The following is a 17,394-nucleotide window of genomic DNA, read 5'->3' on the forward strand; positions in this document are numbered from 1 at the left end:
TCAAGAAAATTCATCTAAGGTCAACCAACTATCCCCGTCATTTACAGCTTCTTCCGCTTCCTGCAGCTTCATCAGTAATTTTTTCTCTACTTTCTCACGTTCATAATCCTCAATATCCATAACTACAAAACGACCCCTGCCGTTCTTAGTCAAGAAAACAGGCTCTCCTATCTGACAGTTTTTCAATACTTCGTTATAATTTCTCAAATCTGAAACTGGTAATATATTTGGCATAAAATCACGCTTCCTTTCATAATGCACCTCTTTATTTTATATTTATCAAAATGGTGCTGTAAAATTCAACGTAATATTTTACACATCAAAAGTCCACGTAACTTTAAAGAAAATTCAAAGTAAAATGTGCCTCCCCCTCCTCATCAATCTCCATAAGCATATAAGAAGGCCTCCTTCCTTCCTGACGGGGATAGGAAAGGCTGCCCGGATTCAGGATAATCATTCCGTTATGTACCTCATAAAAGGGCCTGTGTGTATGCCCGTACATAGCGATATCAATATTTCTTTCCCTTGCCTCCTGCTCCAGGCGCTCAACACCAAGGGATACATTATAATAATGTCCATGGGTCAAAAGGACCCGGTATTGCCCGATCTTCAATTCCTTCTCCCGGTCCAGGTCCGAAAAGAAATCATTATTTCCCAGAACCATATGAAGTTCACAGTCTTCCCCCGCCCAGCCGGCAATTTTTCCTTCGCTGCCTTCGGAATCTCCCAGATGGATCAGCATATCAAGGGGGGCATTTTCTGCAATGACTCTCTGTAAGTTTTCATCCTTACGGTGCGTATCACTGACAATCAGTATCTTCATCCTTCTCCCCCCTGTAAATTTCTTTAAGCTTCCGCTTCATGGCCTCCAGGGCCTTTCCCCGGTGGCTGATCTTATTCTTCTGTTCCATGGTAAGCTCAGCGCAGGTCTTACCAAATTCCGGGATATAGAGGATCGGATCATAGCCAAATCCGCCGTCTCCGGACGGACGGTCTGGCAGAATCCCCTCCATGGCTTCCTCTGTATGAAGGACCTGTCCATCCGGCAGTACTGCCGCAATATTGCAAATGAAACGGGCGCTTCTTTCCCTCCCCTTTGCATTTGCGGCCCGGTCGAGGATATTCTGGTTTTTGATTTCATAGGACGTATCCTCTCCCATGTATCTGGCGGACAGGATCCCCGGTTCTCCGTTTATGCAGTCCACCACAAGGCCGGAATCGTCCGCAAGCACGATTCCGCCGGTCTCTTTCCACACTGCCCTGGCCTTGATTTCAGCGTTTTCCCCAAATGTATTTTCATCCTCCACAATAACAGGATCTGCACCAGCCTCTTTCATGGACAGGATCTCCATTCCAAGATCCTTTAAGATCTCCCTGATCTCCCGCATCTTTCCTTCATTGCCTGTGGCAAATACAATTCTTTTATCATTCATCTGTTCTCTCCTTTTTAACCTTCTCTGCCGGACCTTTCGTGTACGCCTTCAGACACAAATTACAGTTCTGTTTTTTCTCAACCCGTTCCCAGGCCGAACCGTCGGCACTGATATAGCCTTCTCCATCCGTAATATCCACGAAAGTGCGCCCATCTCCGGCATCGTATTCAATGGCTGCCGGATGAATGGCATCCGGTGTCGTGATTTTCACAATTACCGCAAAACGCTCCCCCTGCGAAAGTTCCAGGTTTTCCGGCTGGTTCTCTAAAAGAGGAACGGTATAAAATCCCCCATAGTCAAAACTGCCCTGTGCCGCCAGGACCTTTCGATCAAAGTCTCCGCCCTTCACGATGTCCGGTTCTTCTCCCACCTGGCGTACCACATAAACCTCATAGGAGGTATGAGAACCTGTGGCATAGAAACCAACTGCCCGAAGCCGCTCGAAATCCCCGGACTCATACACATTGGAAAACCAGGCCGTTTCTTCCCCATATCCCAGCTGTCCGGCCCAGCCCCGGAGATCCGTCTGGTAGATATGGTCATAATTGTCCGTATCTTCCACGGCTGTATAAACAATGTTGTTAAGTCCAATATTGGAATCATAATAGGATACATAAAAATATCCCTGTTCCCCAAATCCGCTTCCCCAGCTGTTCATGCAGATAAACGCCCCGTCTCCATTGACCCCGGCATTGAAATTCTCTTTCGGATAATGATCATCCCAGCCAATGATTACGGAATCGTGGTTCGGCGGTTCGGAACCTATGTAACAATAGGCAAAAGCCTCTTCATTATAGGAAACAGACCGGCTGTCCTCATTGGTCATGGAGGTATAGAGGGAACTCTGAACCCCGCCGTACAAAAGGACAGCCCGTTTGATTTTCTCATAATCCTTACCAGGTATCATCTGGATTTCCTGGACGTGTTTTACTGCTTTTACTCCATCCGGCGAAATGCCATCGCCATAAGGGTCTTCCGTTTCCGTTACCGGCCCTCTCCACGACAGCAAATAAGCCATGGACATGGTATATTCCCCGCCCTCTTCCTGAGGAATGCAAAAGCCGTTGTTAAGGGACATGTGGTCCTCTGAGAAATCATAGGATTCTTTTGGAAGAAGCCTGGCTTCCAGGGCCTGCAGCGAAGCGAATGCCCAACAGGTGCCAAGGTTTCCCTGGTTCTTCACGTCAGGAACGCGGCCTTCCTTCCTCCCATCATAGGAGGCGGGAAGCTCTCCGTCTTCCGCCTCATTTGGCTGCCACTCTCCGTTAACCGGAACGGTCTTCAATCCGAAATACCAGAATCCTGCCGCGAAACAAAATGCCGCTAAGAACAGGAACAGAAACTTTTTATTCATCTTCAACCGAATCGCCCGCTTTTCTTCTGGGAGGCTTTGGCCCCATAAACTGATAGAAATAGGTTTTCATCATTCCATTATAGATCTTCCGGTTCTTATCCGCTTTCCTGCCGATATATTTCTCCGCGTCTTCAAAGGCGGTTATCATATACAGGGACCAGGCATCCAGGGCTTTGTACCGTTCTCCGATCCGGCGGTACAGCTCCGGTAAATCCTTTTTATCCTCAAGCCGCTCCCCATAAGGGGGATTTGTAATGATAAAACCATATTTTTTCGGATGGCTTAAGGCGCTCAACGGTCTTTGCTGAAAATGGATCATATGATCCACTCCGGCTGACTCCGCATTGGCTCTGGCCGCTTTCACAATATCGCCGTCAATGTCATACCCCTGTATATCCGCCTTCACATGGCTGTCCACAAGGTCACCTGCCTCATCCATGGTCTCATACCAGCACTTCCTCGGAATCAGGTTTTTCCAATCCTCAGCCAGAAAAGAACGGTTCATGCCGGGAGCCATATTCGCCGCCATCATGGCAGCTTCAATGAGAAAGGTTCCGCTTCCGCAGAATGGATCCACAAGAATCCGTTCTTTGTTCCATGGAGTCAGCAAAATAAGTGCCGCAGCAAGAGTTTCCGTAATCGGAGCCTTGCTGGTTAAAGTACGGTAACCTCTCTTATGAAGGGAATCTCCGGTCGTATCAATGCCCACGGTCACTTCATCTTTATAAAGGAAAACGCGCAGAGGATAGCTGCTTCCGTTCTCCTGGAACCATTCCACACCATAGGCCCCTTTCAGACGCTCGACCATGGCTTTCTTCATGATGGACTGGATATCAGAAGGGCTGAACAGCCTGCTTTTGATGGAAGATGCCTTTGCCACCCAGAATTTACCGTCCTGTGGAACGTAATCCTCCCAATGAATGGACCTGGTACCTTGAAAAAGTTCTTCAAAGGATTCCGCATGGAAGCTTCCCACCTTTAAAAGAACCCTCTCTGCCGTACGAAGAAAAACATTGGCACGGCAGACCGCTTCATCATCACCGATGAATGTCACCCTTCCATCTTCTACCATGGCAATATCGTAGCCCAAATCAATAATTTCTCTTTTCAATACCGCTTCCATGCCGAAATGGCAGGGAGCAATGAGTTCGAATGTCTTTTTCACCTTATTCTCCTAAGTTTATTTCTTTTACTGCATTCCCGTCAAAATCCAGAACCCGGAACACCTTTTCCTCAAGTACCGCATAGGTAGGCGGATTGCCGCCCTTTGGAATGGATACGGAACCTGGGTTTAAAATGGTGACATCCCCAAAATGCTCCGCAGTCAGGATATGAGTATGTCCATGAAGCAGGATATCTCCCTTCTGAAGCGGGGGCAGATGATCCTTATTGTAAATGTGCCCATGGGTAGCATAAATCATCAAACCATCGATGGCAAGCAGGGCATAATCCGCAAGGACGGGAAATTCCAGCACCATCTGATCTACTTCTGTGTCACAGTTTCCCCGCACACTGTAAATCCGGTCCTTATAGCCGTTTAACATGGAAATTACTTCCTTTGGAGCATATTCCTTTGGAAGATCATTTCTGGGACCATGGTAAAGAATATCGCCTAACAGGATCAGCCTGCCTGCCCCGGAACTTTTATATGCGTTTAACAGCTCCCTGCAATAATAGGCAGAACCATGGATGTCGGAAGCAATCATATATTTCATAAGTTATTTTCTCCTTCTGCAGTTAATAGGTATATTTTAAAGCCAGCGGGGTATTTCTGTCAATGACATGCCTTGATTTTCCCTACCCGCGGACCATATATTTTCCTCTGTAATACGAGATTCCATTGGCTATATTCACCACATTATATCCCTGTGGCTCTAAATTTCTGCAGACCAACATGCTTTGTCCGCCCCTTGAGCAGTAAAATATATAAAATTTATCCTTTGGTAAGCTGTTTATCCAGCTGTCCATTTCTTCATATGGCAGATTCACCGCCCCCTTAATATGACTCTTCCTGTAAGAGGCGGGGCTGCGAAGATCTATGAGCATCACATCACTGTAATTATCTATATAATAGTCGACTTCCCAAATTGGTATGGTCCTGAACATACTATCACCTGTCCTTTCTAGTAATAATATATTCCATATTTTGAGGAATGCGAAAATCTAATAAGTCCATAGCAATTTCGGCAAAAAAAAACGCAGGAAAGGACCCCTTTGTCTCTTTCCCACGCCTTTTTCTAATTTGTTTTTTCAGATCTGCTGATTAGTTGAATCTGTTCTGGTTGTTGTTACGGCTGCTGTCACGGCTGGAATCACGGCTGCTGTCGCGGCTGGAATCACGGCTGCTGTCACGGCTGGTATTGCGACTGGTACTCTGAGTTTTGTTCTGAGTGTCGTTCTGAGTTCTGTTCTGAGTGTCGTTCTGAGTCCTGTTCTGAGTGTCGTTCTGAGTTCTGTTTTGAGTTCTGTTCTGAGTGTCATTCTGAGTTGTGCTATGGAAATTTCTGGTAGAATTGTCCATATCATTATAGCTATCGTTCTTAGACATTTCAATACCTCCTGTCGGTGTTTTTTGTTACATGGTCTAGTATGGCGAGATTCCGACAGAATATACTATCATTTTTTTATTTTATTTTTTAACAAAAAAATTAAGAACCCTTCAGCCAGGCCGTCCATCTGCCTTTTACTAAATGAAAACTATGCCAGGCATTTATAAAAAATAACTTTGCATTTTTACCAAGGCTATATTATAATTAGAATGAGGAATCTCTATTCCTCATCCTTATTAATTATTTATACTCCCCTCAGAAACGGCCGGATAGCTCCCCTATCACGGCTGTTTCTCTTTGGCAGAAACATCCCAAAATTCAAAAGACCTTCGGCAATCCCATGCCGAAGGCCCTATATCCCTTTCCGAAATCCGGTTGTCCGCTATGTTATTAATCGCCAAGAACATTGACAATTTTTACAGGTGTCCGATAAGTCCACGGAGATGTCTTAATACCTGTTCTGTAAGTTGAAGAATGTACCACCTGGCCATTGCCGATGTACATTGCAACATGGTTTATGGATCTGCCGCTTCCATAAAAAATCAAATCTCCCGGGCGCATCTGATCCGCGCTTACTGCTTTCCCCTGGGAAGCCTGTCCACCTGAGGAACGGCTTATGTTAATACCGGCCGCATGCTGCATCACATATCTGGTAAATCCGGAGCAATCTACTCCTGTATGAGGATCACTGCCGCCATAAGCATAACGTCCGCCTACAAACTGCAGTGCATAATTAACAATGCTTTGTCTGAAATCGACAGCTGCATCAGCCTGGGTTTTCACTTCCAGTGCAGCCAGAGTGGCCTCATCGGTTGAGGATACGGTTGCATTACCGTCTACCGGAAGATAACCGTATGTATCATTTATCTTAACCTTAAAATATCCGCCACCCATATCTTCCACAACTTCAAAGGAAGATCCTTTGGAAGCAGTCATCAATGCTTCCTGACCTGCTTCATCTTTACTGATCGTAACACTATCTGCATTAACGGTCACCATATAGTTCCCATAACTGAGACCTGGACCTGATATTTCATCTGCTCTTACATCTGAAGGACCTGCAAGTACAATTGCGCCGCAAAAAGCCATAAGGCCTAACGTTTTCCATGTATTATTTATCATCGGGAAATCTGCTCCTATTTTTACTTTTTGATTTTCAAATGTTACGTAAATATTAAATTCATTACGGTTATTATACATTTATTTTATCTTTTCGTCAAGTATTATTTAAATCTGCACGAATTATAAAATATTTCATTCTAAAACATTGACAAATTTCACAGGCTTGCGATACATGACATTTGTTACAATTATTCCTGTCTTTTCTGTGGAGGCGTGGACGACACGGCCGTCTCCCATATACAGGGCAACATGGTTAATGGAACCATTTTTCCCATAAAATACCAGATCACCGGGACGGGCCTCTTCATAGCTTACAGTGCGTCCTTCCCCTGCCTGTGACTTCGAGCTGTGGCTTAAGTTTACGCCTGCCGCATATTTTAGCACATATCTGGTAAATCCGGAACAGTCTACTCCGGTGCTTGGATTTACCCCGCCATATACATAACGTCCGCCCACAAACTGCAGGGCATAGTCCACAACCTGCCGGCGCTGTATGACAGACTCATCCACCTTTTCCTGTGTCTTTTCGATCAGAGTCGCGGAACCGCTCTGTATGTATCCTTCTCCCTCCGGAGTCTTTATCTTTATCCAGCCATCCTTTGAGGACTCTACCACCTCATAAGTCTGACCCGCTGCGGCCTGGGACATATCCGCCCCCGCCGTCCGGGCAGTTTCCTTTACAGACACAGGTACATCCATCTTAGCATAAAGTGTCGTGCTGGTTTCTACTGCAATTTCCGCCGCTTCTGCTTCTGCCGGCATCCCCCAGCTTAAAGCTGTACAAAGCCCCAAAAGCCCCATCGCCTTCCACATTTTATTTTTCATATACGAATCTCCTGTTTTACGGTTTTCGGTCAATCCCGCAAAGATTTGACTTAAATGTTACATAATTGTTACATTTCAGAGTATACACTTTTTCCCTGTTTTTGTCAAGCAAAAAGGCAGCTACGGCGCTTCGCGCGCCATAACTGCCGTTACACTTTTGTAATATTTGTATTATATTGTTAAATATTCCAGACGTTATCGCTTCATTCCCCTTACAAACCAGATAATGAGAAATACCAGAAGCAAAGGTCCCATGAGAGGCATCAGCAGGCTGAATATCCCTGTCAGAATACTGGCTGCCAGGAAGAAAAACAGGATCAGCACCCCGATTCCCAACAGCTTCCAGTACCATTTATTCAAGTCAATATAATGCATATGGCGTCCGGAATCCCCTGACTGCTCATACACGTTCTGGCCCTGGCCGGAATGGGATTCATAATAAGTCCTTCCCGTTCCCCCGTCCTTCGCATTCTCGCTGGCCTCCATGATCGTCTTGGCGATCAGCCTTGGATCACCGATGGATGCGATCACCTCATCTTCCGCCGCGCCATTTCTCACTTCCGTGCTGATATATTCATCATAATACCTGATATTTTCCTCAATCACGTTACCGGGTACCTCACCCGACAAAGCCTCCCTTAAACGCTGTAAAAATTCCTGTCTGCTCATCTGAGCCTCCTTCAACTAAGTAAATAACTTTGATTATTGTACCATCTGACAGGGACGTCGTAAAGAAATCTTCTCTGAAAAATTTCTTAAAATTTCATAATATGACAGACTACTCTACCTTTTCCTTAATAGCGCCTTCCCGGTAAGCGGCTACCAGCTCCTTTAAGTCGCCAATCCGTTCTGCCAGTTCCACACCCTTATCCGTATCGGCCACCATGACGCGGTGCTTCATATTCTCAACAACGGAAACCCGGGGCGTGTTCTCCTTATTGGGATCAAAGGGCTTATGCTCCGCAAGGATCAGGTGATTGGAATTATAAATCAAAGTATAGCCTGCGATCCCTGTCTTGGACTGGTAAGCCTTTGATAAGCCTCCGTCTATCAGAAACAGCTTGCCTCCCGCCTTCACCGGAGATTCCCCCTCTTTGATTTTCACCGGAACATGGCCGTTAATGATATGGGACCCTTTTTTCGGAAGGCCGAACTCTTCTAAAATCTTATCGCAGTATTCTTCTTTTACACTGAGTCTGTAATAGGGATTCATGGGCTCCCTGTGGGTTTCATGATCTGCTATGAAATAATGCTCAAACGTCGTCATTTTCCCCTTTCCATAGACCGGAGACTTGGCTCCGCACCATAGATACCACATGAAATCCCTGGAATCCTCGTTCTCTTGTGAATCTTCCGGCATAAAATATGCATTTTGGACCTTCCGGTCCACATAATCCATCAGAGCCCGCCCGGAATAAGCATGATGGTCCACTACGATTTCCTCAAAGGTCCCGTCTTCCTTCATGGGAATGCAGCCATGGTAAAGCAGGTTGGAATTATAGCATTTATACATGCTGCCATGAGAATACAGAAAACGGACATGTTTATGAAGAAGCTCGTTATGCTTAAAGGAAAGCTGCAATGTATGAAGCAGCTCTTCCTCCTCTTTGCTGAGCTTAAGGGGATCTTTCGGATCAACCGTTGGGAAGGACATATCAAGCATGGGATACTCCCTGCCTTCCACAGCCACAACACCACGTTTAAAATCAATGGCTTCCAAAAGAATCCGGTGACTCATCTCATATTCCGGGTGGCGCTTTATAATCTGCCCCTCTACCTTAAACTGAATCATGGCAATGGCCTTATGCATCTTGGCCGCCAAACCAGGATCTACCGCATCATAAATATTCTCATCAAGAATCTGCGGAGTAAACCGCTCACAGGGATCCTCCCGGTAAACCCTGGCCGCGAACATGGACAAAGGCCGTAAGTTAATGCCATATCCGTCCTCCAGTACATCAAAGCTGTTATAGCTGATGGCTATCCGCAATACGTTGCAGATGCACGCCAGATTCCCGGTGGCTGCCCCCATCCAGGAAATGTCATGATTGCCCCACTGGATATCCACATCATGGAACTGAAGAAGTTCGTTCATAATAATATCCGCCCTGGGGCCACGGTCAAAAATATCACCGATAATATGCAGGCTGTCAATGGTTAAATTCTGGATCAGTTCACATAAAGCTATGACAAACTTATCTCCGACCCGGATATCAATAATGGACCTGATTATCTCACTATAGTATACACGTTTATTGTCATCATTATAATCCACATGAAGGAGCTCATCAATGATATAGGCAAACTCCGGCGGCATTTTCTTCCTCACCTTAGACCGGGTGTACTTGGAAGATACCACCTTGCATATCTGCACCAGACGGTAAATGGTCACTCTCTGCCAGTCATCGTCCGCCTTTCCGCTTATTTCCAGCTGGTTCACGACCCGCTCCGGATAGTAAATTAAGTTAGCTAATTCCACTTCCTCTTTCTCCGGTATGATGTGGCTGAATGTTTCGGTGATTTTTTCCCGGATAATACCGGAGGCACTTTTTAAAAGATGTATAAATGCCTCGTATTCGCCATGCAGGTCACTGAAAAAATACTCCGTTCCCTTTGGAAGCCCCTGAATGGCAGTCAGATTGATTATTTCACTGGAAGCAGCCTTAATCGTCGGATACTCCCTCGCTATCAGTTTCAGATAAGCCAAATCTCTCATAATACTCTCTCTCCCTCTCCATGAAGCGCAGTTGCATTTCTGTTTTAAGTTATAGTAACATAAAAAGCTGCAATTTAAAACCCTTTTTAGATAGGCGTTTTCCTTATAGGTTCGATGTTTTATGGGATTGGGTGCCCCGTCCTGATCCGGTGTAAGCGTTACCGGCTGCGCAGCTATCTCAATTTACTTTCTATTGTAATCTCCTCGCCTCTAATATATAATTAATTACAAAATGTCTACAATAGGAGGTTTCCCATGGTTACTTATTTTGCGCTGTTTTTACAGATATGTGAAATTTTTAAATTTATCGTTTATATCATGGTGTTCTTATGCTGCATCAAATATTTAAAGAAATGATATAATTCCTAATAATCTGACCTTACTATCTAACAACGTATAAGATATTATGGAGGAAAAAAATGTATAGCTTACTTGATTTAATTGCAGATTTAGTTGATTTTTTCCTTGATCTTCGGATCATAAAAAGTTTCCGGAAAAAGAAATAGCATCATTACTTTTCCAGATTGATCTGCTCCGCCGGCTCAAAATTCATCCACAACGTTTCTACCCGCAGAAGGCTATTCTGCGCCCTAACCGGAATCCGCAATCTACGTCAGTCCCTTAAATACCGCTCATACAATTCGCAGCCATTACTGTTCCATGTTTTGTTAAATTAGTAACAAATGCCCCCATAACCCCAGATAAAATAAAGGGTTGCGGGGATTTTAAATTTATAGTAACATAATTTCAGAAAACCCCGCATAAAAAAGGAGACTCAAATGGATCAATTATATGTTTTCGGAACCGGAAATGCTGCTGTTACCCGGTGCTATAATACCTGCTTTGCCATAAAAAAAGACGATGAATACTTTATGACCGATGCCGGCGGCGGCAATGGAATCCTGCGGATCCTGGACGATATGAATGTGGACATGTCCCATATCCACCACATCTTCGCAACACACGAACATACCGACCACATACTTGGAATTGTATGGATGGTCCGTTTCATTGGAACAAAAATCAAATCCGGCAAGTATGAAGGCGATCTTTTTATCTACAGCCATGCCAACCTGGTTCCTGTCATTGACACCCTCTGCCGGCTGACTCTCCAGAGCAAATTTTATGAACTCATTGGGAAACGCATTCACTTAACTGCGGTTGCCGACGGGGAAACCAGAAGCATTCTTGGAAATGACGTGACATTTTTTGATATTCATTCCACCAAAGCCGAGCAGTACGGATTTACCGCCACCCTGGAAAGCGGAAAACGCTTGACCTTCTGCGGGGACGAGCCCTTTCATCCCGCCTGCTCCCAATACGCAATGGGCAGCAGCTGGCTGCTTCATGAAGCCTTCTGCCTCTTTCAGGAACAGGAACGCTTCCGGCCATACGAAAAGCATCACAGCACCGTAAAGGATGCCTGTGAGCTGGCACGGCATATGATGGCGGAAAATCTGGTCCTGTGGCATACAGAGGACAGCAACCTGGCCGAACGGAAGGAACTCTACAAAAAAGAAGGGCGTCCCTATTTTTCCGGAAATCTGTATGTGCCGGACGATGGGGAAATTATCAACCTCTGATTATATCGTACATAACGAAAGGATATCACGCTCGTCCCCGGAGCCGCATATGATATAACAATAGAAAAAGCAAAGGAGTTTCTCGTATGCACTGCCCAGGCAGATTTACCCCCTTTCGCGATGTGAACTGTAAAGATCTGGTCATTTTCCATGAGGCCACCAGGGATTTACGCGGCGCTACCTATAAGCCCTATCTGGTAGCCATCCAAGAAACCAGGGGAATTAATTTCCGCTTTGTTTGTAATTCAACGATCATGACCCGTCCTCCCCAGAACGCTATTACCATGGTATCCATTTATAAACCCTTTTGCAAAGATATTGAAAAAGAAAAATTCAAGGCGTTTGTAACCGATATATGCAAAATGGGCTGCTATAGGGATTGAGAGAAAAACGCAGAAAAATTGAATGAGACATCGAAAAGCATATATAAAAAATTACAAATCAAAACGTGATATGATAAATAAGCAGATGTATCCTCTTAAAACTGCATGAGGATACATCCGCTTAAATCAGAGGTTTAAAACGCCATCCGATAAATATCAACCATTTCCGCCTTCCCCAACACCCGGATTCCGGACAATGTTCTGGTACCTTTCGCGGAACATTTATCAGCCATTTCTTCCAGATCCTCTTCTTTTATACCGGCATTTAATTCCCTTAAGCTGACCGGCATACCAAGGCTTCTAAAGAATTCTTCCAATCTCCCAATCCCACCTAAGGCCGTTTTTACCGGTTCTTCAAAATTCATCTCCTGATTCAGCACCCGGACAGCCAGCTGGGCAAATCTCATAGGATCGGCTTTACACACATATCTGGCCCAGGAACAGAACAGTGCGGACAGTCCTGCTCCATGGGCAACGGACGGATACATACCGGACAGCTCATGCTCAAGCTGATGGACCTGCATCAGGTATTCCCTTCCCAGACCGGTAAGATCATTGTGGGAAAGGCTCCCCGCCCACATAAGCGTTGCACGGGCTTCATAATCTTCCGGAGCCTTGTCCGCAGCGGCTCCTGCTTCCATGACAGAGGTTAAGAGGCCCTCTGCAATTCGGTCTGTCAAAGGCGTATTCCTGGTCTTTCCGCCCAGATACCGTTCCAATGTGTGCATCATAATGTCCACGGTTCCGCATCCGGTCTGAAAATGATTCACCGTAAAGGTCAGCTCCGGATTGCAGATGGCAAACAGGGGGCGGTGGGTAGGGCTGTTAAATCCCCGCTTAAAGCCTCCGTCTTCATTGGTAATGACACAGGATAAGCTCGTTTCACTTCCGGAAGCAGACAAGGTAAGAATATTCCCATGAGGCAGGGCCTTCGCAGGAACTGCTTTCTTTAAAAAGAATTTCCATGGATCAATTTCCGGGTTCAGGGTTCCGTCAGCAATGCACTTGGCTGAATCGATGACACTTCCTCCGCCCACGGCCAGGATAAACTCCACCTTTTCCTTCCTGCAAAGCTCCATGCCTTCCTTAGCTAAGGACAGGGTGGGGTTTGGCTGCACTCCGCCAAAGAGCACGTATTCCACTCCATGCTCCTTTAAGGAATTTGTGACCAGATCAAGCAGTCCGCTTTTCTTTACGCTGCCGCCTCCATAATGAATCATGATCTTATGAAATCCATACTCTTTCACGACCGCTCCCACCTTTTTGTGGGTATCACGTCCGAACATCACCCTTGTGGGTACACAATACTCAAAATTATTCATTCTTAACCTCACTTTCCGCTGCGGGCTTCTTCATTTTCCGCACTATTTTTGTTCCTAATCAGGATTATACCACGAACGCTTCCTATTTCCAATACGGACTCTCTCCGCCTGTTTGCGTCATATTCTTAACTCTTTTTGCATATCTTATATGGGAAAGCCATTAAAGCCTGCTTTCCTTTTTCACATGTATTTCTCATGGAATGACAAGGAGAACGCTTATGAACCGATTCAAAAAAGTTATCAAACTTTCTCAGGTACCCAGACATCAACTCATCATTTACATAGAAGTTTTCATTTTAACCTTTCTGCTGGTTTCCCTCTTTTTCATATCCCCAGGCGGGAAGTTCTCCTTTCCGGTTGTAAATCAGGACGAAAATGCCAGTCCCTCAGAAGCAAAAAAATTTATTAAATGGGTGGATTTTGACGTGACTTCCAAGGCTATGCAGGAAGCATTCCGTTACGACGTAAACACCTGCCAGTCAGAAATCCATTTAAACTGGGTGGATTTGCTCGCCTATCTTGGAGCCAGGTACGGCGGAGATTTCTCTAGGTATTCCACCAAAGATTTAGATGGACTGGCAGAACAGCTGCTTTCCGGTAAGACCATGGCTGAGCTGACAGCTAAGATGAAATATTATTCTTATTACAGAGAAGCCTATGGTGCTGTGTTAGATGGCCTTGTGGGCCAGTATGAGATTGAAATTCCTTCTGATAATGCTCCCCTCTACGCCACTCCTGCCCTCCTTCCTGACGGTTCCGTGGACCCGGATAAGGTCTGGGTTAAAAAATATGGCCTAAAAGGCTTTTCTCCCATTGCAAAGGGCTTCCCTTATAATGACTTTGATGATTTTGGAGTTGCACGGTCTTATGGTTACAAACGGCAGCATCTGGGGCATGATATGATGGGGCAGACCGGAACTCCCATTATTGCAGTAGAAAGCGGTTATGTGGAAGCCATAGGCTGGAACCAGTACGGAGGATGGCGTCTGGGAATCCGCAGCTTTGACGGGAGACGGTATTATTATTACGCTCATTTAAGGCAAAATTACCCTTATCATAAATCTTTAAAACAAGGCAGTATCGTCACTGCCGGAGATGTGATCGGCTATCTGGGTCATACCGGATACAGCCGGAAAGAAAATACCAATAACATCAATCAGCCCCATCTCCATTTTGGGCTTCAGCTCATTTTTGATGAGTCCCAAAAGGAAGGGAACAATGAGATCTGGGTGAGCTGCTACGAACTTACCAAATTCCTTTCCCTGAACCGGTCCGAGACCCTTAAAAATCAGGAGACAAAGGAGTATAACCGGGTTTATGATATGAAGGATCCCGGAATTCCTGAAAACTTTGTGGCTCCGGAACCTCCTGAGAAAGAAAATTAATGCTTTTATTTAAAAACGGCATCTCCTTAATCCGCTTCGGATTATTGGGATGCCGTCTTTTTATGCGCTAGTCCTTTTCTCTTCCCCAAAAGCGGGAATGCGAAACCAAGTCTGGCTAACTATTGTTGCCTCAGAGATAATAGCCTAACGTGATAAAGCAACAACAATAAGTATTTATAAGGGTACCAATTGCTAATGCGGCTCCTCCTGATAGTCCCAAAGCTTTAATTATAAAACCAGCAGCAGTACTAGTACCACTAACACTAACAGTATTTTTTGTTCTGCAGCCTCTTTTATAGTTAGTTGGTCATTTTAACCTATATGCACTAATCTTCAATGGCTGTGGGGATACATGTATCAGGACGATTGTTTTTACATTCTTCTACTAGTGTATCTATAAGAACGTCAGTAGGCGAGCCTTCCATTTCCTTTTTTACTAGTAGAAAATCTTTTGGTAGGTCATGAACTAGATTACATACATTTGTTAAATAATCTGCATCATCCAATCTATCGGTATTATCCGAAAGTAGATAAAGTAAATTGCGATTTTCTTCAAAAATGATAATTACTATATCAATATTAAAACAATCCTTAGTTTTACTATAAACCGTCCAGCCTTCAACATTGCCTTCAAATAAGATTCTCCGTAGTGTAACCTCCATAATAAACATCTCCTTTTAAAAGAATTATATCATCGTAATCTAGCTATGTAAATAATTTATAGTAAAAAAACTACTCATTTAAGCATTGACAAGGTCCAGTTGCTGGAACAAATGAATCTTGAGTATGTTCCAAAAAATCCTCATAACCGAAATTCACATATACCAAACTTTTATATCCGTTTTCGCTTAAATAATTAAAGACTTGCGACGAACGATTCCCTGAATAGCAGAGTAAGTATATGGTCTTATTTTTCGAGTTGTGTTTAGATAAATAGGCATCAATTTCACTTGCATCTACAAAAGGCAGATTTATAGTATTTTTGATATGTGAGGCTTCATAATCCTCACGGTCCCGTAAATCAATAATAAGTTTATTCACTGCACCTTCTTCAGCTATGTTTAGTAATTCCATGGGATCAACTAATATTCTGTAATCCCTTTTAAAAACATTGCTTATTGTAATGATAAAAAATACAAATATAGTGAGAACTATAAGCAAAATGAAAATATTTTTATGGTTAAATTTTCTTCTCCATTTATCCATGTTCCTTTATCCTTTCAAATTTGAGAAATAATTAGAATTTCATTATGCCTTGTACGTTTTTTTGTGAAATAAAATATTTGTAAAGTACGAAATCATAATCACAAGTAAAACAGATACTAAAAATATAATTGTCCAATACCAAAGTGCAGATATAGTGGAATGTACACCAAGTTCATAGAACACTATATCACTCATTAAAATTCCGGAAATTTTGTTGCGGATAATACCGAAAGGTAAAAAATAGTTATCTTCGCCATGTGACGATATAAAAATGCCGATGAAAATTGCCTGTATTATAGCAATAAGTTCTCGTTTAGTATTTAAAAATAATAGTACTGAAGAAATCAAATAACCGATGCAGGCAATGAAAATAGTGCCAATAAACACAGGAATCATTAAAGCCAAATAGTTTTTAATATCTGCAATTAGCCCGCCCGCTGATAGTATTATGATAAATGATAAAATATTCACCAGGAATGCTTTGATAATTTTAAGGAAAATCCTTGTTGAAAGCAACCACTCTATATTAAAGCCAATTATAGGTTGTTTGAGAAGCAGGTCATTTGTTGTGAACTCGGTATTCAAAACTTCATATGGAATACTTATCCCACTCAAAACAATCCTTGCAATAATATATAGCAGCATATAGTTACATATTACTATATTTTCAACATTAGAACGATTTAAAAGTTGACTTTTTTGAAATGCAAAAAAAATATATATGCCAACAAACATTAGAAAAGATATGATTTGCATAATATACCTATTTCTACATTCAAACTTTAAATACCTAATCTGTGATAAAAGGACTTTGTGCAATGTTATTCACCACCTCTGTTATATTTTCCTCGCTACAATCGTATCTTGAGTCAAATAGAGAAAAAAACTCCTTTTCATGAGTTGAAATTATTATGGTTTTGTTACTTTTAAGAATTTTTTGTATAAATTTATGACTGACATCATCATCCATTCCTAATGTAGGTTCATCTAGAATAATAAACTCTTTAGTTGATAATAGAGCAAGTACTGCTACTATTTTTTGCTTTGTACCAAGGGAAAGTTTGCTTATAGGCTTCTCGAGAGGTTCAGTTATTTCTAGCAATTCAAGTGTATTCTCTATTTCTGATGTGTTATACTCGTCTAAACCAATATAATACGTTAAATTTTGAACGATTGAGAAATTTTCATATAATAGCGAATGTCCTTCAGCGTAAAAGATATTTTTTTGAACGATTCTAAATAAATGCCCATATAATAATAGTTTGAGCGGAAATTTGAAAGAATCGTTACCATAAATCATTATTCCAGAATCAGGAATACAAATTCCGGCAAGCATCCTAATAAAGGTGGTCTTTCCAGTTCCGTTCTTTCCAGTAATTACAATATGTTGTCCATCATTTATTTTCATCGATGTTGGTTTAATGATTTTGTTTTTTTTCACATTTTCTAAAATAATCATAAAAACCACCTCCTAAAAAATATTTAAGTTATATCGGTGTTAGATTTGAAATCTAAC

20 protein-coding genes are annotated in these 17,394 nt (G+C 43.1%); 3 read left to right on the top strand and 17 right to left on the bottom strand.

The window, feature by feature from the left end; all coding sequences use genetic code 11:
- The 12 genes from BQ9856_RS03490 to BQ9856_RS03545 all read right to left on the bottom strand — a co-directional run bounded on the left by BQ9856_RS03490 (position 1) and on the right by BQ9856_RS03545 (position 9,999).
- Positions 1–234 (bottom strand): type II toxin-antitoxin system prevent-host-death family antitoxin, encoded by a 234-nt coding sequence (locus BQ9856_RS03490; protein WP_077609723.1) that lies wholly within the window; start codon positions 232–234, stop codon positions 1–3.
- A gap of 103 nt (positions 235–337) precedes the next feature.
- On the bottom strand, positions 338–823 hold the full coding sequence (locus BQ9856_RS03495; RefSeq protein ID WP_077609724.1) for a metallophosphoesterase: 486 nt from the start codon (positions 821–823) through the stop codon (positions 338–340).
- Positions 801–1,433 carry an RdgB/HAM1 family non-canonical purine NTP pyrophosphatase gene (rdgB, locus tag BQ9856_RS03500; RefSeq protein WP_077609725.1) on the bottom strand — a complete coding sequence of 211 codons (633 nt, stop codon included), beginning with the start codon at positions 1,431–1,433 and terminating at the stop codon, positions 801–803. Before rdgB ends, BQ9856_RS03495 begins: the two co-directional genes overlap by 23 nt.
- Positions 1,426–2,787: a lectin like domain-containing protein gene (locus tag BQ9856_RS03505; RefSeq protein WP_077609726.1), complete on the bottom strand. Its 1,362-nt coding sequence runs from the start codon at positions 2,785–2,787 to the stop codon at positions 1,426–1,428. Before BQ9856_RS03505 ends, rdgB begins: the two co-directional genes overlap by 8 nt.
- Complete coding sequence (locus BQ9856_RS03510; RefSeq protein WP_442855465.1) at positions 2,780–3,952, bottom strand: THUMP domain-containing class I SAM-dependent RNA methyltransferase; 1,173 nt, start codon at positions 3,950–3,952, stop codon at positions 2,780–2,782. The genes BQ9856_RS03505 and BQ9856_RS03510 overlap by 8 nt, the downstream gene beginning before the upstream one ends.
- A gap of 1 nt (position 3,953) precedes the next feature.
- A complete protein-coding gene (gene yfcE, locus BQ9856_RS03515; RefSeq protein WP_077609727.1) occupies positions 3,954–4,502 on the bottom strand; it encodes a phosphodiesterase in 549 nt (182 codons plus the stop codon).
- An 82-nt stretch (positions 4,503–4,584) separates the two neighbouring features.
- Entirely contained in the window at positions 4,585–4,893 is a 309-nt protein-coding gene (locus tag BQ9856_RS03520) for a rhodanese-like domain-containing protein (protein WP_077609728.1), read from the bottom strand.
- Between the two features lie 157 nt (positions 4,894–5,050).
- The gene (locus BQ9856_RS03525) at positions 5,051–5,335 is read right to left on the bottom strand and encodes a hypothetical protein (protein WP_077609729.1); all 285 of its coding nucleotides are present in this window, start codon (positions 5,333–5,335) and stop codon (positions 5,051–5,053) included.
- A 391-nt stretch (positions 5,336–5,726) separates the two neighbouring features.
- Positions 5,727–6,458 (bottom strand): C40 family peptidase, encoded by a 732-nt coding sequence (locus BQ9856_RS03530; protein ID WP_077610025.1) that lies wholly within the window; start codon positions 6,456–6,458, stop codon positions 5,727–5,729.
- Positions 6,459–6,590: 132 nt separating this feature from the next.
- Positions 6,591–7,283 carry a C40 family peptidase gene (locus BQ9856_RS03535; protein ID WP_077609730.1) on the bottom strand — a complete coding sequence of 231 codons (693 nt, stop codon included), beginning with the start codon at positions 7,281–7,283 and terminating at the stop codon, positions 6,591–6,593.
- A gap of 195 nt (positions 7,284–7,478) precedes the next feature.
- Positions 7,479–7,952, bottom strand: a complete 474-nt coding sequence (locus BQ9856_RS03540; RefSeq protein ID WP_077609731.1) for a DUF1700 domain-containing protein — start codon at positions 7,950–7,952, stop codon at positions 7,479–7,481.
- Between the two features lie 109 nt (positions 7,953–8,061).
- On the bottom strand, positions 8,062–9,999 hold the full coding sequence (locus BQ9856_RS03545) for a fructose-1,6-bisphosphatase (protein ID WP_077609732.1): 1,938 nt from the start codon (positions 9,997–9,999) through the stop codon (positions 8,062–8,064).
- 779 nt (positions 10,000–10,778) lie between these two features.
- On the opposite strand from BQ9856_RS03545, the gene BQ9856_RS03550 reads away from it, so the two are divergent.
- A complete protein-coding gene (locus BQ9856_RS03550; RefSeq protein ID WP_077609733.1) occupies positions 10,779–11,582 on the top strand; it encodes an MBL fold metallo-hydrolase in 804 nt (267 codons plus the stop codon).
- A gap of 86 nt (positions 11,583–11,668) precedes the next feature.
- Positions 11,669–11,965 (top strand): hypothetical protein, encoded by a 297-nt coding sequence (locus BQ9856_RS03555; RefSeq protein ID WP_077609734.1) that lies wholly within the window; start codon positions 11,669–11,671, stop codon positions 11,963–11,965.
- Between the two features lie 134 nt (positions 11,966–12,099).
- On the opposite strand, the gene BQ9856_RS03560 is transcribed toward BQ9856_RS03555, so the two are convergent.
- Positions 12,100–13,287, bottom strand: coding sequence for an iron-containing alcohol dehydrogenase (locus BQ9856_RS03560; protein ID WP_077609735.1), 1,188 nt, complete (start codon positions 13,285–13,287; stop codon positions 12,100–12,102).
- Between the two features lie 218 nt (positions 13,288–13,505).
- Between BQ9856_RS03560 and BQ9856_RS03565 the strand changes: the two genes are divergently transcribed.
- Positions 13,506–14,672 (top strand): M23 family metallopeptidase, encoded by a 1,167-nt coding sequence (locus BQ9856_RS03565; RefSeq protein WP_077609736.1) that lies wholly within the window; start codon positions 13,506–13,508, stop codon positions 14,670–14,672.
- Between the two features lie 326 nt (positions 14,673–14,998).
- Here the strand turns inward: BQ9856_RS03565 and BQ9856_RS03570 are convergent, their stop codons facing one another.
- The 4 genes from BQ9856_RS03570 to BQ9856_RS03585 form a co-directional block, all read right to left on the bottom strand.
- Entirely contained in the window at positions 14,999–15,334 is a 336-nt protein-coding gene (locus BQ9856_RS03570) for a hypothetical protein (RefSeq protein ID WP_077609737.1), read from the bottom strand.
- Positions 15,335–15,404: 70 nt separating this feature from the next.
- Complete coding sequence (locus tag BQ9856_RS03575; RefSeq protein WP_077609738.1) at positions 15,405–15,878, bottom strand: rhodanese-like domain-containing protein; 474 nt, start codon at positions 15,876–15,878, stop codon at positions 15,405–15,407.
- Between the two features lie 42 nt (positions 15,879–15,920).
- On the bottom strand, positions 15,921–16,493 hold the full coding sequence (locus BQ9856_RS03580; RefSeq protein ID WP_159441935.1) for a hypothetical protein: 573 nt from the start codon (positions 16,491–16,493) through the stop codon (positions 15,921–15,923).
- Positions 16,494–16,668: 175 nt separating this feature from the next.
- A complete protein-coding gene (locus tag BQ9856_RS03585) occupies positions 16,669–17,337 on the bottom strand; it encodes an ATP-binding cassette domain-containing protein (protein WP_077609740.1) in 669 nt (222 codons plus the stop codon).
- Positions 17,338–17,394: the final 57 nt, after the last annotated feature.

It is taken from the genome of Clostridium sp. Marseille-P2415, assembly GCF_900155545.1.
Lineage (GTDB): Bacteria > Bacillota > Clostridia > Lachnospirales > Lachnospiraceae > Lacrimispora.

Bases quoted from the DNA above. Each gene is read 5' to 3' on its own strand.
- BQ9856_RS03490 (WP_077609723.1), bottom strand. From the start codon at position 234: ATGCCAAATATATTACCAGTTTCAGATTTGAGAAATTATAACGAAGTA.
- BQ9856_RS03495 (WP_077609724.1), bottom strand. From the start codon at position 823: ATGAAGATACTGATTGTCAGTGATACGCACCGTAAGGATGAAAACTTA.
- rdgB (WP_077609725.1), bottom strand. From the start codon at position 1,433: ATGAATGATAAAAGAATTGTATTTGCCACAGGCAATGAAGGAAAGATG.
- BQ9856_RS03505 (WP_077609726.1), bottom strand. From the start codon at position 2,787: ATGAATAAAAAGTTTCTGTTCCTGTTCTTAGCGGCATTTTGTTTCGCG.
- yfcE (WP_077609727.1), bottom strand. From the start codon at position 4,502: ATGAAATATATGATTGCTTCCGACATCCATGGTTCTGCCTATTATTGC.
- BQ9856_RS03520 (WP_077609728.1), bottom strand. From the start codon at position 4,893: ATGTTCAGGACCATACCAATTTGGGAAGTCGACTATTATATAGATAAT.
- BQ9856_RS03525 (WP_077609729.1), bottom strand. From the start codon at position 5,335: ATGTCTAAGAACGATAGCTATAATGATATGGACAATTCTACCAGAAAT.
- BQ9856_RS03530 (WP_077610025.1), bottom strand. From the start codon at position 6,458: ATGATAAATAATACATGGAAAACGTTAGGCCTTATGGCTTTTTGCGGC.
- BQ9856_RS03535 (WP_077609730.1), bottom strand. From the start codon at position 7,283: ATGAAAAATAAAATGTGGAAGGCGATGGGGCTTTTGGGGCTTTGTACA.
- BQ9856_RS03540 (WP_077609731.1), bottom strand. From the start codon at position 7,952: ATGAGCAGACAGGAATTTTTACAGCGTTTAAGGGAGGCTTTGTCGGGT.
- BQ9856_RS03545 (WP_077609732.1), bottom strand. From the start codon at position 9,999: ATGAGAGATTTGGCTTATCTGAAACTGATAGCGAGGGAGTATCCGACG.
- BQ9856_RS03550 (WP_077609733.1), top strand. From the start codon at position 10,779: ATGGATCAATTATATGTTTTCGGAACCGGAAATGCTGCTGTTACCCGG.
- BQ9856_RS03555 (WP_077609734.1), top strand. From the start codon at position 11,669: ATGCACTGCCCAGGCAGATTTACCCCCTTTCGCGATGTGAACTGTAAA.
- BQ9856_RS03560 (WP_077609735.1), bottom strand. From the start codon at position 13,287: ATGAATAATTTTGAGTATTGTGTACCCACAAGGGTGATGTTCGGACGT.
- BQ9856_RS03565 (WP_077609736.1), top strand. From the start codon at position 13,506: ATGAACCGATTCAAAAAAGTTATCAAACTTTCTCAGGTACCCAGACAT.
- BQ9856_RS03570 (WP_077609737.1), bottom strand. From the start codon at position 15,334: ATGGAGGTTACACTACGGAGAATCTTATTTGAAGGCAATGTTGAAGGC.
- BQ9856_RS03575 (WP_077609738.1), bottom strand. From the start codon at position 15,878: ATGGATAAATGGAGAAGAAAATTTAACCATAAAAATATTTTCATTTTG.
- BQ9856_RS03585 (WP_077609740.1), bottom strand. From the start codon at position 17,337: ATGATTATTTTAGAAAATGTGAAAAAAAACAAAATCATTAAACCAACA.